The sequence below is a fragment of the Amycolatopsis umgeniensis genome (assembly GCF_014205155.1).
GTDB classification, from domain to species: domain Bacteria; phylum Actinomycetota; class Actinomycetes; order Mycobacteriales; family Pseudonocardiaceae; genus Amycolatopsis; species Amycolatopsis umgeniensis.
On the sequence record NZ_JACHMX010000001.1, the window covers coordinates 352,694 to 368,768 of the forward strand.

The window sequence follows — 16,075 nt, forward strand, 5'->3', positions numbered from 1 at the left end:
GCGATTTTCACCGACGCGAGCCGACGGGTGCCACTGCGAGGTTGGTGACGTGACGAACCGAGCAGCCGCTTTGACGCCGACGCGCCTGGCCCGCGGCACCGTGCTGGCCGCGGCGACGCTGACCATCATGGCCGCGGCGATCATCGCGCCCAGTCTGCCCGCGATGCGGGAGGTCTTCTCCGGTACGCCCGGTTCCGGGCTTCTCGTGCGGTTGGCGCTGACCGTGACCTCGCTCGCGATCGCGATCAGCGCACCGCTGTCCGGGATCATCGCCGACCGCTTCGGGCGCCGTCCGCTGCTCCTGACCGGTCTCGTGCTCTACGCGGTCACCGGCACGGCCGGGTTCTTCGTGGACGACCTCTACCTGCTGCTGATCACCCGCGCCGGGCTCGGGCTCGCCGTCGGCGGGATCATGACCGCGGTCAGCACGCTGATCACGGACTGGTTCGACGGGCCGAGCCGCGCGTCCTTCCTCGGGCTCCAACAGGCGTTCGCGAGTCTGGGCGGTGTCGTCTTCCTGCCACTGGCCGGGCTGCTGGCCACGGTGACCTGGCAGGCGCCGTTCTGGATCTACTCGGCCTCGGCGATCGTGGCCGTCTTCGCGATCGTCTCCCTGCGTGAACCGCGGCGGAGCGATCCCACGGTGAGTGACGACCAACGGGCCCGGCTACCCGGCCGCATCATCGGCGTGTACGTGCTGGCGCTGGTCGCGACGCTGATCTTCTACATGGCGCCGACGCAGTTGCCGTTCCTGCTGGAAGGTTTCGGCAGCGGCCCCGCCGTCATCGGCGCAGTGGTCGCCGGGAGCACGCTGACCAGCGTCGCCGGCGCGCTGGCCTTCCCCCGCCTGCGCAAACGCCTGAGCGCCACCGCGATCACCACGGTCAGTGTCGCGCTCCTGGGCGCGGGCTGGCTGCTGATCGGTACGGCGGGCACCGTCGTCCAGGTCGTGGCCGGACTGCTCGTCGGCGGCTTCGGCGTCGGCTTCGTCGTCCCGAACCTCAACCTGCGCCTGGCCGAGTTCGCCCGTCCCGAGCAGCGCGGCCGGGTGCTCAGCGGCCTGGTCACCGGGATCTTTCTCGGGCAGTTCCTGTCCCCGCTCGTCGTCCAGCCACTCGTCCAGACCATCGGCATCGACGGTGCCTTCACCTGGACCGGCGTCGCGATGGGCGCCGGAGCGGCACTCGCCGCTCTTCTCTCGAAACGAAAGGAAGCACGATGATCTACCACGGCAACCGTTTCACCCTCCGGCCCGACGCCTCCCCGGAACAGGTCGAGGAGGCCCTGGAAAGCCTCCGCAATCAGGGCCGGGTCATCCCGTCGGTGAAATCCTTCGTCGTCGGCCGCGATTTCGGCGGCGAGTACGAATGGGGCGCCGTCTTCATGATCGAGGATCTCGAAGGCTACTGGGAGTACCTCATCCACCCGGCGCACCGGAACACCGACCGGGTCGGGCTGCCGCTGGTCGACAAGTTCGCGTCCTTCGACATCACCGACGACCCGGACCCGGAGATGGCCGCGAAGATCGCCGAACTGCACCAGCGCCGCTACGACAACGACCCCGATCTGACCAAGCTGGTCTCCGATCTCGGCGAGTACTCCGGCAGCGCCGCGCCCGGAAAGCACGGCGACTGACATGACCGACGAGCTCGTCGAGTCCTGGATCGGCCTTTGGAACGGCGCCCTGGCGCTGACCGACACCACCGTGCACGAGGACTTCACCTGGCACGCGGCGCCGCTCGACGGCGGGCCGGTGCGGGCGACCACCGGCCGGGAGAACCTGAAGACCTGGGTGGGCGGCCTTCGGGCGGCGTTCCCGGATCTGCTCTTCACCGTCCACATCGGACCCATCGTCGACGGGGCCTTCATCGTCCTGCGTTGGCTGGCGGAAGGAACCTACCGAGGCGGGTTCCCCGGCGCGGACGAAGGTCAGGTGGGCCGCCGCGTTTCCTTCCACGGCACCGACATCCTGCGCGTGGACGGTGATCTGATCGCCGAGTACTGGATCAACGCGGACATCCTGTGGCTCTTCGAGCAGCTCGGAGTGCGCGAACTGCCGGTCAGGACACCGTGAACGAACTGAGCACGGCCAAGTGGTCCGACGGCCAGCCCGTCCCGCCGCCGAAGGTGCGGGTGCTCTTGGGCGTGATCGATCCGCCACGGTAGAAGACGAAGTCGATCCGGTCCTGCGGTTCCGGCCTGCCCTGGTTGTCCTTGACCACCGGGGACCAGGTGTCGCCCGGATCCGCGACGGGGTCGGGCCGCAGTTTCCGGTAGGAGTCGGTGAAGCCCCGGGCGGTGAACGCCTTCGTCGTCGGCCAGGCCACCTCGTAACCGCAGTGCCTGGACTTGGCGGCCGCGGTCCAGTCCTGATGGGACGGGCTGTTCAGATCACCGGCGACGATGCCGGGACTGCTGCCCGTCCACTCCGCGATCTGCTCGGCCTGACGGCGGCGGTTCGTCTCGTCGGCGAGGATCGTGCTGACGTTGTCCTTGTCGAAGCACGCGTTGTACGGACCGTACTTCGTGTAGTCGAGATGGATCGCGTAGACCCAGACACCGGCGATCTTCGCCGTGATGGCCCGCGCGCCCGTGTCGTTCCAGGACTTCCAGTCGGTGTCCTGGATCGGCAGCGCGCTGATCACGTCGATGTCCCAGCCGGGCTCGGTGTGCTGCCAGCCCAGCGCGTCGGCGATGGCCTCGGTGGCGCCGCCGCCGGTCTCCGAAAGCGCCACGACGTTCGCGCCCGAGACGCGGATCTGGTTCACCACCGCGTCGATCCCGCCGTGCGAACCCCGCATCCAGATGTTGAAACTCAGCACGGTCAGGTTCGTTGCGGCGGAGGCCGGTGTGGCGGTGCCGGCCACCGTGAGCAACAGGGCGGCGAGGACACCGGCGAGGCGGCGCTTGGCGGAGGTCACGAGGTTCTGGTCTACCGGTGGGACGAGGCGAAGTCCAGCAGTCAGGCCAGTGTTCAACGACGGGCAAAGTGCCGGACACTTCGGTGCGCCTCCCGCTAACCACCGTCCGCGAGTGAGCCGCTGCCCTTGGGGCCGGTCACGATGACCCGGCTGCTCACCGCGGTTCCGAACGGGACGATCGTGACCTGCCAGGTCTGCGGCGACCCGACTTCGATCGTGGCCGTCGCCCTCCGGACCAGGGCCGGGACGCCGTCGACGGGCAAGGTGCGCAGGTCGAACCGCGGCACCTGGGCGTCGGACGGCGCGAAGACCACGGTCAGCCGTCGCTCGTCGACCACCGCGGTGACCACCTGCGAAACATCCGCCGCCTGGGCGAGCGAGTCGATCACCCGGCGCAGTTCCCCCTCGCCCAGCAGCGACTGGCCGACGGTGACCGTGGCGGAGCCTGACGAAGACGTGGTCACGCTGGACGTCGAGGATTGCGTCTCTTCCGATCCGGTCCGGGGCTCCGGGGCGAACAGTTCCGCGCGGAACAGGAACAGCATGAGCGCCGCGCCCAGCAGCAGACCGAACAACAGGAGCGTGCCGAAAGCGCAGCCCTCCGGCGACTCTTGCACGAGACTCGACTCCGGAGCGGATTCGATCACGGCTTCGGACGCGCGGCGCTCCCAAGCCGGTGGCGGCCTGTCCACGATCTGCGCCTTCCACGGCCGGTCCGGTGGGTACTGGACGACGAGGATTCCGCCGGGCCGGTGGTTCGGGATGTCGACCAGGTTGACGCCGTGTGTGATCTCGACGCGGTGCGTCGCCGCGCCGTCGGGGGCGACGGTGAGGACGAAGTCGACCGGGATGTCGCCCGTTTCCGTGCCGCTGGCTCGCAGGCTCTCGATCTTGGCGAGCGCGACCACCGGGACGACGGCCGCCTCACGAGCGCGTCGCGGCGCCCCGGCGAGGTAGAGCAGGATCCCGTAGACGAGGGGAAGTCCCAGTCCGGCGATGATCAGCGGGACGTACTCGATGATGATGCCGACGACGAAGGCGCACAGTGTCGTCCCGATGACGATCCCGGTCAGGAATCCGCGGACGAGGACCAGCGGGCCGGGGCGGGTGGGTTCGGGGAGAGCCGACATGAACACAACTCCTGACTTTCAGGCCGCGGGCAGCCAGTCGCTGAGAGCGGGATGGCGCCGCAGCGCCACGAAGATCTTCTTGTCGTCGGTGGGCGAAGCCGGATCGAACAGCACTTCGGCGCCGGCGATCGTGGTGTCCTTGGTGCGGCGGGTCACCCAGTGCCGGACGCCCGAGGGATCGACGAAGCACACCGTGACGGTCGCGCCGACGACGCGGGTCCCGGATTCGTCCCCTCCCAGCTGAACCTTCACGTCGACGATTTCGGCGAAAACACGCCGCCCATACGCCAGCAGCCAGTCCCTGATCCGGACCATCTCGGCGTACCGGCGCGAGACGCGGACGGCGAACCACAGCATGAGGAACGTCAGGACGAGCATGAGCGCGGGCAGCCACCGGTCCGCGTAGTAGAGCAGCCATCCCCAGAATCCCCACTGTTCGTCCGTGTGGAAGACCGGGTCGACCGCGACGCCGACGGCGAGCGGCGGAAGCCACTCCCGTGACGATTCCCAGATGCCGAGGGTACTCGCCGCGAAGATCAGCACGACCGGGAACATCGGTCCTGACGGGCGCCCCTGGTAGCGCCGCATCGCGCCACTGGCGAGGCCCACCCCGGCGATACCTCCGAAGACGGCGAAGGTTCCCCACACCACTCCGTACGGCGGGTCGCCGTCGGCGCGGTCGTCGAAAACGCTGTCGATCGCCATGGTCCGGAACGCCTCGAAGAGTGAGCCGAACCCGCGCCCGGCCACGAATCCGCACACCAGGGCGGCGGCTGAGGCGACGATCGCGCCGACGAGCAGGCGTCGGTCTCCCCTCCAGCGCTCGATGCGCTCGCGGCGGGCCTCGGCCGGGTCCACTGTGTTCATCACGCTCACCTCCGATCGGACTGCGCTCAGCCTCCCCTGCTCCACGGTGCTACCGAACCCAGGTTTCTGTTCCTAATGGCATTAGTTAATTACAGAATGGACTATGGTAACGTGGCGGACATGGCACGAGCGGGATTGACCACGGAACGCGTGGTCCGGGCAGGGGCGGAGATGGCCGACGAGATCGGCTTCGAGCAGGTGACCCCGACAGAGCTCGCGAAGCGGTGCGGCGTCAAGACGGCGAGCCTGTATTCGCACGTGAAGAACGCCCACGAGCTGAAGACCGAGATAGCCCTGCTGGCTTTGACCGAACTCGCCGATCTGGCCGCCACGGCGGTGGCGGGGCTGGCGGGCCGGGACGCGCTGATCGCGCTGGCGAACGTCCACCGCGACTATGCCCTCGAACACCCCGGCAGGTTCACCGCCGCGAGATTCCGCCTCGCGCCGGAGAAGGCCGCCACCAGCGCCGGCGTCCGGCACGCCGAGTTGATGCGCGCGATCCTGCGCGGTTACGACCTGGCCGAACCGCACCAGACGCACGCGGTCCGGCTGCTGGGCAGTGTCTTCAGCGGCTACGTCGGCCTGGAGGCCGCCGGAGGCTTCAGCCACAGCACCCCCGGCTCGCAGGAGAGTTGGACCGAAATCCTCGACGCGCTGGACGTCCTGCTGCGCGCTTGGCCCCGAAGGAAATGAACAAGGAAATGCGCACGACCCCGATCACCCCCGCCCTCGTACGCGGCGCCCTGGACCTCGAGTACACCGAACGCGGACTGCTCCCCCACCGGCTGCCCCCGCGCGCCCGGCAGCAGATCCCCGACGGCCAGCTGGCGATGGCGGAATCCCAGCCGTCCGGCGTGCGGCTGGTCTTCCGCACCACGGCCACGCTCGTCGAACTGGACGTCATCGCCACCAAACGGGTCTTCGTCGGCGCGCCACCCCGTCCCGACGGCGTCTACGAGCTGCTCGTCGACGGGCGTCTCGCCGGACGAGCCAGCGTGACCGAAGGCGACACGCTCACCATCGACATGGCCACCGGCACCGCCGAGAACCGCCAAGGCCCCGTGCGGACCCTGCGCTTCGGCGACTTGCCGAGCGGCGACAAGGACGTCGAGATCTGGCTGCCCCATGACGAAACCACGCAGCTTGTCGCCCTGCGCACGAATACCACTGTCCACAGTGCACAGTCCGGTGGCCGGAAAGTTTGGCTGCACCACGGCAGCTCGATCAGTCACGGCTCCAACGCGGCGAGCCCGACAGGGACGTGGCCCGCCGTGGCCGCGTCCCTCGCCGGAGTGGATCTGGTCAACATGGGTTTCGGCGGCAGCGCGCTGCTCGATCCGTTCACCGCCCGCGCCATGCGGGACACGCCCGCCGACCTGATCAGCGTCAAGATCGGCATCAACCTCGTCAACTCCGACGCGATGCGGCTGCGCGCGTTCGTCCCGGCCGTGCACGGTTTCCTCGACACCATCCGGGAAGGGCACCCCACCGCGCCGTTGCTGGTCGTCTCGGCGATCCATTGCCCCATCCACGAGAACACCCCGGGACCCTGCGCGTTCGACCCGGGCGGCCTGAGCGAAGGAAAGCTGCGCTTCATCGCCACCGGTGACCCCGCGGAAACCGCCGCGGGACGGCTGACACTCACCACGATCCGCGGCGAACTGGCCCGCATCGTCAAGGAGCGGAGCGCGACCGATCCGAACCTGCGCTACCTCGACGGCCTCGAACTGTACGGCGAAGCGGACCATGCCGCCCTGCCGCTGCCCGACAACCTCCACCCGGACGCGGCCACGCACCGGCTGATCGGGGAACGCTTCGCGCGCCACCTCCTACAGTCGACGTCGGCCGCTTGCGACTAGTCCGTTTGCTGTGCGCGGCTAGGTCCGTAACCCCGACGGCACGATACCTATTTTTCTTCCTGTCCAACGAAAGTCGGTACCCGGTGCCGATGATCCGGATCACCATGATCAGCACCGGATCACCGGTGCCGGGCCACCTTGGCCGTGCCCGGCTACCCCACTGTGTCCAGTGCGGTCCCCCTTCGCGCTGGATCCTCCCTCGCGAAAGTGAGTAACCGGTATGCGCACACCGTCCCCGGGCCATCCCCTAGCTCGCACCGCCACCACGCTGGTGGCCGCGGCCGCGGTCATCGGCTTTCTCGCCCCGTCCACGGCCACCGCCACCACCATCGCGGGCTACTCCCCCACGGTGCAGCACGAGGCGGTGACGTCCCTCGCCTCGGAGGCAGGGATCAGCCAGACCGCCGCCGTCGAGTTCCTCCGGACGCAGACCGCCAGCGTCGAGACGCTGCAGAAGGTCACCGCCTCGCTCGGCTCCCGTGCGGCCGACGGCTACCTCGACGACGCCGCCAAACCGGTGGTGAACGTGCTCGACCAGGCCGCCGCGGACCAGGTGAGGGCGACCGGGGCGCAGGCCCGCGTGGTCAAGCACTCGAGCGCGGCACTGTCCGGGGCGCAGAACGCCCTGCAGGCCCTGCCGACGGTCACGCACACTTCGATCGGTCTCGACCCGAAGTCCAACCAGGTGGTGCTGACCGTGTCCGACGCCGCGAAGGGCTCCGAAGCCCTCGTGAAGGCCGCCGAAGCGCTCGGCGACCGTGTCCGCGTGGAGCGGACCACTGGCGAGATGCACACCGCCATCTACAACGGTGAGGCCATCACCGGCGGCGGCACCCGCTGCTCGGTCGGCTTCAACACCAACAAGGGCGGCCAGAACTACATCCTCGACGCCGGTCACTGCACCCGCGCGGTGTCGCAGTGGAACGTCGGACCGTCGCAGGGCGCCAGCTTCCCGACCAACGACTACGGCCTGATCCGCAACACCTCCGGCAGCGGCCCCGGCGCCGTCACCCTGTGGAACGGCTCCACCCAGCGGATCGCCTCCGCCGGATCCGCCACCGTCGGGCAGCGGATCAGCAAGAGCGGCAGCACCACCCGCCTCACCTCGGGCTCGGTGCAGCGGCTCAACGTCACGGTGAACTACTCCGAAGGCTCGGTCTACCAGCTGATCCAGACCAACGCGCTGGTCAACCCCGGTGACTCGGGCGGCTGCCTGTTCTCCGGCAGCGTCGGCCTGGGCATCACCTCCGGCAAGGGCGGCGGCAGCTCGTACTTCCAGCCGATCGGCGAGGCCATGAGCGCCTACGGCGTCGCGCTCAACCAGTAGCACGTCCCCGAGGCCGGGTCCTGGTCACTTCGACCGGGGCCCGGCTTCGGCCTGCGCGTGGAAATGGTCCACGGCGTGATCGCGAAAGCGTTGTGCGGCGACGGAAAGGTACGTGTCCTCGCGCCACGCGATGCTGAGCACGCGACGGCATTCGGGGTCGTCGACGTCCAGCCAGACCACCGTGGTGCTCGTGTCGGCACGCAGCCCGAGAGACGGCACGAACGCGATGCCGAGACCCGCGTCGATCAGCTGGAAGAGCACGGCGGCTTCGTCGCCCTCACAGACAATATGGAGTTCCAGACCGGCCTTCGCGAAGAGGCGATCGACGAGTGCGCGCTGCCAGTAGCCGGGCCGCGTGGTGAGGAACGGCTCTCCCTCGAGATCCGCCAGGCCGACGCGGCCGCGTCCGGCGAGCCGGTGCCCGGACGGCACGCAGAGCATCACGGGTTCGTCGAGCAGTACGCGGCTGCGAATCTCGTTGCCGGACAACGGTTGCGACGTCACGCACAGGTCGACGTCACCGGAGCGCAGCTTCTCCGCCATCCCCTCCGCCGACCCCTGCGACAGCCGGACATCCACCAGCGGATGGCCGGGGATGAAGGTGCGAAGCGGTTCAGTGAGGACGAGAAGGCTTTCGGCCGCGACGGTGACCGTGCCGCGTTCCAGTCCGGCGGCGTCGTCGAGCTCCTGCCGGGCATCGTCGAGTTCGGCCAGCACGCGATCGACGCGGCGGAGGAACGCGGTGCCGAACCGGTTGAGCCGGATCCGGCGGCCGTGCCTGTCGAACAGGGGGACACCGAGGTCGTTTTCCAGCCGGGCCAGGGTCCGGCTGAGCGAGGGCTGCGCGACACGCAGCTTCTCGGCGGCACGGCCCACGTGTTCGAGCCGGGCGACCGTCTGGAAGTACCGGAGCGCCAGAAGATCCACCGCTGATGCCTCCCTTGTTATGAATAGATAACCGATCTTGTCTTGGACAGCATAAGGCGTCGGCTCTTACGTTCGGTCGCGTGAGTGGAACCGTGACAACCCGAAGCCGGACGCTGGTGGTGAACCGGGTGCTCGTGAGCGCCCACGCCGTCGCGATCATCGGCCAGCCGGTGTTCGCAGGCGGCTATCTCGGCGGCGACTACGACATGCTTTGGCTGCACAAATGGGGCGCCGACGCCGTCTCGTACCTGGCATACGCCCAAATCCTGGCGGCCCTGGTGCTGTGGCTGGTCCGCGGACCGCGTTGGCTGTTCTGGGTCAGCCTGCTGCTCGCGGCGGGCGAGACCGCGCAGTACCTCGCCGGGATGGCGGGCGCGCTCGATCTGCACATCCCCCTCGGCGTCGCCCTGGTCACCGGAGTGGTGCTGACGACCATCGGGATCTGGCGGGTGGACCGATGAGCCGCGGGCTTCCCCGCAGGACGTTCCTCGGACTCGCCGGCGGCGCGGGCGTCCTCCTCGCCGCGGGACTCACCGCTCCCCGGCTCCTCGCGCAGGGTTCGCCGGGCACCGGCGAGTTGCTGCGCAGCGGACTCCCCTTGCCGGAGCCGTTCCGGGTCCCGTTGCCGATCCCGCCGGTGCTCAGTCCACAAAGGACGCCTGACGCGGATCTCTACACGATCACCCAGCGGACGGCGACGGCCGAGATCCTCCCGGGTGTCCGGACACCGATCTGGGGCTATGACGGGATCTTCCCCGGCCCGACGATCGAGTCGCGGCGGAACCGGACGGCCGTGGTCCACCATCGCAACGAACTTCCCGTCCCGACGGTGGTCCATCTGCACGGCGGGCACACCCCCGCCGAGTCCGACGGCTACCCGACCGACCTCGTCCTGCCGCGGTCCGGCTGGGACACCGGACACGCCGGGCACGGCATGACCGACGCCCGAGCCCAGCTCTCGAACGGTTCGCGCGACTACGTTTTCCCGTTGCGCCAGCGGGCCGCGACCCTTTGGTATCACGACCATCGCATGGACTTCACCGGTCCCGCCGTGTACCGGGGCCTCGCCGGGTTCCACCTGGTCCGCGACGACGAAGAGGACTCACTGGGGCTCCCGTCCGGCGAGCGCGAGCTGCCGCTGATGATCGCCGACCGCTCCTTCGACGAGCACGGCGCCTTCGCGTATCCGTCTCTCGACCGGACCTTGCGCGCCACGCCGGGAGTGGAAAGTGCTTACGTGGAAGGCGTTTTCGGTGACGTCATCCTGGTCAACGGCGCGCCGTGGCCGGTGCACGAGGTGGCGGCCGCGCGGTACCGGCTGCGCGTCCTCAACGCCTCCAACGCCCGCCGCTACGACCTGGCACTGGACCCGCCGCCGCCCGGCGGGGGCGGTTTCGTCCAGATCGGTGCCGATCAGGGCCTCCTCGACGCGCCGCGCGTGCACGACCATCTGCCCATCGCGCCCGCCGAGCGGTACGACCTCGTCGTCGACTTCGGCCGATATCCGGTGGGGACCGAAGTCACCCTGGTGAACCGGCTCGGCACCGGCTCGACCGCCCAGGTCATGCGGTTCGTCGTCGCCCGGCGCGCCCCGGACGAAAGCCGGGTTCCGGCGAAGCTCGCCGAAATCCCGCCACTCACTCGCGACCAGGCCACGACCACGCGCGAGTTCTCGTTCCGCGCGGGCACCGTCCACGGCCGTGAAGGCTGGGTGATCGGCGGGGAGCCGTTCTCACCGGACCTGATGTCGGCGAGCCCGCGTCTCGGCGACGTCGAGATCTGGCGGTTCGTCGCCGATATCCACCATCCCGTGCATCTGCACCTGGTGGGATTCCGGATCCTCTCGCGCGGCGGCCGCCCGCCGGGACCGTTCGACGGTGGCATCAAGGACACCGTCGACCTGAGTCCCGGCGAGTCGGTCGAGGTCATCGCCCGCTTCGACGGCTACCGCGGCCGCTTCGTCTTCCACTGCCACAACGCCGAACACGAGGACATGGGGATGATGGCGAACTTCGAGGTGCTCTGACGGCGCTCGCAGGGGAAGCGCGGCGGTGCTGGTCCGGGTGTCGCGAAAGCCACTTTCGGGACGTCTGATGTCCCGAAAGTGGCTTTCGCGACATCGGCCGCCTGTACCGAACCCGCACCCGGGCTCAGCTCCGGACCGGGTTGGTCAGCTCGCCGATCCCCTCGATCGCCACGGTCACCTCGTCTCCCGGCTTCATCGGCCCGACACCGGCCGGGCTGCCGGTGAGCACGACGTCGCCGGGGTGCAGGGTGAACCAGCGGGTCACCCAGGTCAGGATCGCGGGCACGTCGAAGATCATTTCCGCGGTGGTGGACCGCTGCCCGATCCGATCGTTGATCCGGGTGGTCACCTTGAGGTCTCCGCTCTCGATGTCGGTGGTGATCCAGGGGCCGAGCGGCAAGAACGTGTCGGCGCTCTTGGCCCGCGCCCACTGGCCGTCGGCCCGCCAGTCGTGCGCGGTGACGTCGTTGGCGCACGTGTAGCCGAGGATGTGCTCGGCCGCGTTCTCGGCGGTCAGGTTCCGGGCGGTCTTGCCGATGACGACGGCCAGTTCGCCCTCGTACTCGAGGCGCTCCACCTCGGGTGGGTGCAGGATCGGCTGTCCCGGGCCGGTGACGGCGTTGGGGGCCTTGAGGAACAACGCGGGCTGTTCCGGCCAAGGACGGCGCTTTTCCTCCAGCTGACAGGCGTAGTTGCTGCCGACGCAGACGATCGTGCGCGGGTCGCACGGGGCGAGCAACCGGACGCCGGACAGCGGGCCGACGATCTCGCCGGGCCCGGAGACAGGGTCGTAGGCGCGGACCACGTCACCTTCGACGCACCCCGTCCGCGCGGTTCCCTCGGCGGCGAAGCGGATCAGCCTCATTCCTGCCCTCCGAGCGCTTCGCGGACCAGTTCGAGCGGATGCCAGGCCGTCCGGCCCGCACCGTGGAAGATCTGCTGACGACACGAAACCCCCGTGGCGGCGACCAGCGTTTCGGCCGGTTCCTGTTCCAGCGCGGGGAAAAGACGATCGCGGCCGACGGCCATCGAGGTCTCGTAGTGCTCGGCCTCGAAACCGAACGAGCCGGCCATCCCACAGCATCCGGAGTCGATCTCGGCGACCTCCAGCCCCGGGATGCGGCGCAGGAGCGCCATCGTGGCGGCGGTGCCGACCTCCGCCTTCTGATGACAGTGGCCGTGGAAGACCACGCGCCGCCCGCTGAGCCACGATCGCTCCGGCAGCTTCAGCCTGCCGTCGTCGATGGCCTCGACGAGCAGTTCCTCGACCTGGCGGACCCGCTCTTTGATCTCCTGCGCCTCGGGAAGCTCCGGCAACAGCGCCAAGGTCTCGTCCCGCAAGGTGAACACGCACGAGGGCTCGCACCCGACGATCGGCGATCCCGGTTCGGTGTCGCGGGCCAGAGAAGTGACCAGCCCGGTCGCCTTCTTCTTGGCGTCGTCGAGCAGGCCCTTGGACAGACTCGACCGACCGCAGCAGCCACCGGAAGCGAGTTCCACCGCCCAGCCCGCGCTTTCGAGCAACTCGATGGCCGCCTTGCCGATCTGCGGTTCGGTGAAGGTGGTGAAGGAATCGGCCAGCCAGTTCACCGTGCCCGCCGTCCCCGGGGCCGTGGGACGACGGCGGTTCCAGCGCACGAGGTTGTCCCGGACGAACTTCGGCAGCGGGCGTTCGGCCTTGATGCCGACGGTGCGTTCCATGAGCTTGCGGAGCACCCCGATCCGGCCGGGCACATTGGACAGTGGCGCGGTGGCCGAGCCCATCCGGTTGAGGAACCGGATGGCGCCGAAGATCCGCGACCGCAGCGGGGTGCCGTGTTCCTCGTGATGCTGATGCAAGGTCTCGGCCTTGAGCGACGCCATGTCGACGCTCATCGGGCATTCGCTCTTGCAGGCCTTGCACATCAGGCACAGATCGAGGATCTCGTGCAGGCGTTCTCCGCCGAGCGCGGCCTTCGGATCCGGCTCGGAGAGCGCCTTGACCAACGCGTTCGCACGGCCGCGCGTGGAATGCTCCTCCTGCAGGGTGACCTGGTAGGACGGGCACATCACGCCAGCGGTGGTCTTGCGGCACAACCCGATGTTCATGCAGCGGTCGGCGGCGTCACGCATCCCGCCTCCGCCGATGACCTCGAACGACAGCATGGTCCGCAACGGCGGCGCGGGCGGCAGGGCGTCGCGGTCGCGCAGGTTCTCGGTCATCGGGGGCGCGTCGACGATCTTGCCGGGGTTCATCGTGCCCGCGGGGTCGAAGAGCTTCTTGACCTGGCGCATGGCTTCGTAGAGTTCGTCGCCGAAGATCTCACGATTGAACTCCGAGCGGGCGAGGCCGTCACCGTGTTCGGACGAGTTCACGCCGCCGAATTCGGCCACGAGGTCTTTGATCTTCTCCGCGACCACGCGCATCGTGTCGACCTGCGCGGGATCGGTGAGGTCGACGAACGGCCGGATGTGCAGGCAGCCGACCGAACAATGGCCGTAGAACCCGGCCTCGAGGCGGTGCTCGTCGAGGATCCCCTTGAACCGCGCGGTGTATTCCGCGAGATGCTCGGGGTCGACGGCGGTGTCCTCGATGAACGCCAGCGGCCGTTTGGTGCCTTCGCCTGCCGCCATCAGCAGTCCGAGACTGGACTTGCGCACCTTGAGCAGCGCCGCCTGTTCGGCGGCCGTGACCAGTTTGAGCGTGTGATAGCCGTGCCCGTTGCGCTCCCAGAGCTCGGCGACCTCGTCGAGTTTCGCCGCCAGACCGGTCTCGTCGTCACCGGAGAAGGACACGAACAGCAGCGCCGCCGGATCGCCGACGAGGTGGTTGCCGAGGTCGGCGTACTCGATCTTTTCCCGCGACAGGTCGAGGATCGTCTTGTCCATCAGCTCGACCTGGTGCGGCTCGCAGCTGAGCGCGTCGAGCGTGGCCGAAATCGCGCCGTGCGTCGTGTCGAAATGCCCGACCGCGTAGACGGTCTTCTTCGGCTTGGGCACCAGGTCGACTTCGATCCGCGTGGCCAGTACGAGGGTGCCTTCGGCGCCGACGACGAATTTGGCCAGGTCGAAGGGATTGCGGTCGCCGTACCCGGAGAGGCGGTCGAGCCGGTAGCCGCAGGCACGGCGCCAGAACACCGGCATGCCCTTGGCGATGGCGTCCTCGTGCGCGGTGACGAGTTCGGGCAGCTCGCGGTAGATGCGGCCTTCGAGGGTGTCCACCTCGGCACGCCACTCGCGTTCGGTTTCGCTCACCGGCTCGAACCGCGCTGTGGAGCCGTCGGCGAGGACCACGTCCAGCGCGCGGATGTGGTCGATGGTCATCCCGAAGGTCAGCGATCCGGAACCCGCCGAGTTGTTGCCGACCATGCCGCCGATGGTGGCGCGGTTGCTGGTCGAGGTGTCGGGCCCGAACATCAGCCCGTACGCGGCCGCGGCCTTGTTCAGCTGGTCCTGGACGACACCGGGTTCGACGACGGCGGTGCGCGCGACCGGATCGAGGTCGATGATCCGGTTCATGTGCCGGGAGAGGTCCAGTACCAGTCCTGGACCGACGGTCTGCCCGGCGAGGCTCGTACCCGCCCCGCGCGGGACGACGGGCACGCCGAACTCCGCCGCGGTGGCGACGGCCGCGGCGACGTCCTCGGCGTCGAGGGGGAACACGACACCGCGCGGCATGATCGAGTACATGCTCGCGTCGCGGGAGAACAGGTGGCGCGTGTAGTCGTCGAAGGCGACTTCGCCCTTGATACGCGCGTTCAGGGCGTCTTCGAGTGGGCTGGTGCGGGTCAGTTCGGCTGTCATCGGCGGGCCTTCAGTCGTTCTGCAGCAGTTCGAGGGCGTCCTGCAACCCCCGCGGATCGGCGGGGGCACCGGCGAGCGTCAGTCCCATTTGGACACCCGCCAGGGTTCCCGCGAGCGTGAGGTCGTTGAACGCGCCGAGATGCCCGATCCGGAAGATCTTCCCGGCGAGTTTGCCCAGCCCCGCGCCCAAGGACATGTCGAACCGGTCGAGGATGATCGCGCGGACCTTGTCGGCGTCGATGCCTTCGGGAACCAGGACCGCGGTCAGCGCGCCGGAATGCTCACGCTCGTCCTCGCAAAGGACTTCCAGCCCCCAGCCGCGCACGGCGGCTCGCGTCGCGGCGGCGTGCCGGGCATGGCGCGCGAAGACGTTCTCGAGGCCCTCGTCGTAGAGCAGGCGCAAGGCCTCCCGCAGGCCGTACATGAGGTTGGTGTTGGGGGTGTAGGGGAAGAATCCGCGCTCGTTCGCGGTGAGCATCGGGCCCCAGTCCCAGAAGATCTTCGGCAGGCACGCGGTCTTGGCGGCGTTGAGGGCCTTGTCGCTGATCGCGTTGAAACTCATGCCCGGCGGGAGCATGAGGCCCTTCTGCGAGCCGGCGACGGTGACGTCGACACCCCATTCGTCGTGCCGGTAATCGATCGATCCCAGCGACGAGATGGTGTCGACCAGCAGCAACGCGGGATGTTCGGCGGCGTCGATCGCGGCGCGGATCTCCGGCACCCGGCTCGTGACCCCGGTGGAGGTCTCGTTGTGGACCACGCAGACGGCCTTGATCCGGTGTTTGGTGTCGGCGAGGAGCCGTTCGACGACGACCTCGGGGCTGGCACCGTGCCGCCAGTCCCCCGGCACGAAGTCGACGTGCAGCCCGAGACCCCGCGCCATCTCCTGCCACAGCGTGGCGAAGTGACCGGTCTCGAACGCCAGCACGGTGTCGCCCGGGCTGAGCGTGTTGGTCAGGGCCGCCTCCCACGCGCCGGTCCCGGTGGCGGGGTAGATGACCACCGGGTTCGTGGTCCCGAAGACCGGCTTGACGTCGTGCAGCAGCTGCTTGGCCAGCTCCTGGAACTCGGGACCGCGGTGGTCGATGGTGGCCGCCGACATCGCGCGGAGCACCACGTCCGGGACGTTCGTCGGGCCCGGGATCTGCAGGAAGTGACGTCCGGCTGCGTATGTCATGTGCGCCTCCACGCTCGTCTTCGAGATGTTCCACAGAGCGAAACCTTGGTCTCGCTGC

15 protein-coding genes are annotated in these 16,075 nt (G+C 68.9%); 8 read left to right on the top strand and 7 right to left on the bottom strand.

What is annotated here, in order from left to right:
• Positions 1-49: 49 nt before the first annotated feature.
• The 3 genes from HDA45_RS01515 to HDA45_RS01525 are packed head-to-tail and all read left to right on the top strand — an operon-like array spanning position 50 to position 2,074.
• The gene (locus tag HDA45_RS01515; protein WP_184891508.1) at positions 50-1,222 is read left to right on the top strand and encodes an MFS transporter; all 1,173 of its coding nucleotides are present in this window, start codon (positions 50-52) and stop codon (positions 1,220-1,222) included.
• A complete protein-coding gene (locus HDA45_RS01520) occupies positions 1,219-1,635 on the top strand; it encodes a Dabb family protein (RefSeq protein WP_184891509.1) in 417 nt (138 codons plus the stop codon). Before HDA45_RS01515 ends, HDA45_RS01520 begins: the two co-directional genes overlap by 4 nt.
• A 1-nt stretch (position 1,636) precedes the next feature.
• On the top strand, positions 1,637-2,074 hold the full coding sequence (locus HDA45_RS01525) for an ester cyclase (RefSeq protein WP_184891510.1): 438 nt from the start codon (positions 1,637-1,639) through the stop codon (positions 2,072-2,074).
• On the opposite strand, the gene HDA45_RS01530 is transcribed toward HDA45_RS01525, so the two are convergent.
• The 3 genes from HDA45_RS01530 to HDA45_RS01540 all read right to left on the bottom strand — a co-directional run bounded on the left by HDA45_RS01530 (position 2,061) and on the right by HDA45_RS01540 (position 4,918).
• Positions 2,061-2,921 (bottom strand): endonuclease/exonuclease/phosphatase family protein, encoded by an 861-nt coding sequence (locus tag HDA45_RS01530; RefSeq protein ID WP_184891511.1) that lies wholly within the window; start codon positions 2,919-2,921, stop codon positions 2,061-2,063. The two genes, HDA45_RS01525 and HDA45_RS01530, sit on opposite strands and share 14 nt — an antisense overlap.
• Positions 2,922-3,016: 95 nt before the next feature.
• Positions 3,017-4,051 carry a hypothetical protein gene (locus HDA45_RS01535; protein ID WP_184891512.1) on the bottom strand — a complete coding sequence of 345 codons (1,035 nt, stop codon included), beginning with the start codon at positions 4,049-4,051 and terminating at the stop codon, positions 3,017-3,019.
• Positions 4,052-4,069: 18 nt separating this feature from the next.
• A complete protein-coding gene (locus HDA45_RS01540) occupies positions 4,070-4,918 on the bottom strand; it encodes a hypothetical protein (protein ID WP_184891513.1) in 849 nt (282 codons plus the stop codon).
• Between the two features lie 120 nt (positions 4,919-5,038).
• Between HDA45_RS01540 and HDA45_RS01545 the strand changes: the two genes are divergently transcribed.
• The 3 genes from HDA45_RS01545 (at position 5,039) to HDA45_RS01555 (ending at position 8,104) form a co-directional block, all read left to right on the top strand.
• Positions 5,039-5,611 carry a TetR/AcrR family transcriptional regulator gene (locus HDA45_RS01545; protein WP_184891514.1) on the top strand — a complete coding sequence of 191 codons (573 nt, stop codon included), beginning with the start codon at positions 5,039-5,041 and terminating at the stop codon, positions 5,609-5,611.
• Positions 5,612-5,619: 8 nt separating this feature from the next.
• On the top strand, positions 5,620-6,777 hold the full coding sequence (locus tag HDA45_RS01550) for a GDSL-type esterase/lipase family protein (RefSeq protein WP_184891515.1): 1,158 nt from the start codon (positions 5,620-5,622) through the stop codon (positions 6,775-6,777).
• A gap of 220 nt (positions 6,778-6,997) precedes the next feature.
• Positions 6,998-8,104: a S1 family peptidase gene (locus HDA45_RS01555; RefSeq protein WP_221470982.1), complete on the top strand. Its 1,107-nt coding sequence runs from the start codon at positions 6,998-7,000 to the stop codon at positions 8,102-8,104.
• Between the two features lie 24 nt (positions 8,105-8,128).
• Here the strand turns inward: HDA45_RS01555 and HDA45_RS01560 are convergent, their stop codons facing one another.
• The gene (locus HDA45_RS01560) at positions 8,129-9,031 is read right to left on the bottom strand and encodes a LysR substrate-binding domain-containing protein (RefSeq protein WP_184891516.1); all 903 of its coding nucleotides are present in this window, start codon (positions 9,029-9,031) and stop codon (positions 8,129-8,131) included.
• Positions 9,032-9,111: 80 nt separating this feature from the next.
• Between HDA45_RS01560 and HDA45_RS01565 the strand changes: the two genes are divergently transcribed.
• Positions 9,112-9,492, top strand: coding sequence for a hypothetical protein (locus tag HDA45_RS01565; protein ID WP_101608389.1), 381 nt, complete (start codon positions 9,112-9,114; stop codon positions 9,490-9,492).
• Complete coding sequence (locus tag HDA45_RS01570) at positions 9,489-11,057, top strand: multicopper oxidase family protein (protein ID WP_184891517.1); 1,569 nt, start codon at positions 9,489-9,491, stop codon at positions 11,055-11,057. The genes HDA45_RS01565 and HDA45_RS01570 overlap by 4 nt, the downstream gene beginning before the upstream one ends.
• A gap of 124 nt (positions 11,058-11,181) precedes the next feature.
• Here the strand turns inward: HDA45_RS01570 and HDA45_RS01575 are convergent, their stop codons facing one another.
• Genes HDA45_RS01575 through HDA45_RS01585 form a run of 3 tightly spaced genes read right to left on the bottom strand, consistent with a single transcriptional unit; the run spans position 11,182 to position 16,017 of the window.
• Positions 11,182-11,922 carry a fumarylacetoacetate hydrolase family protein gene (locus HDA45_RS01575; RefSeq protein ID WP_184891518.1) on the bottom strand — a complete coding sequence of 247 codons (741 nt, stop codon included), beginning with the start codon at positions 11,920-11,922 and terminating at the stop codon, positions 11,182-11,184.
• Entirely contained in the window at positions 11,919-14,840 is a 2,922-nt protein-coding gene (locus HDA45_RS01580; protein WP_184891519.1) for an FAD-binding and (Fe-S)-binding domain-containing protein, read from the bottom strand. Before HDA45_RS01580 ends, HDA45_RS01575 begins: the two co-directional genes overlap by 4 nt.
• Positions 14,841-14,850: 10 nt before the next feature.
• Positions 14,851-16,017 (bottom strand): pyridoxal-phosphate-dependent aminotransferase family protein, encoded by a 1,167-nt coding sequence (locus HDA45_RS01585; protein WP_184891520.1) that lies wholly within the window; start codon positions 16,015-16,017, stop codon positions 14,851-14,853.
• Positions 16,018-16,075: the final 58 nt, after the last annotated feature.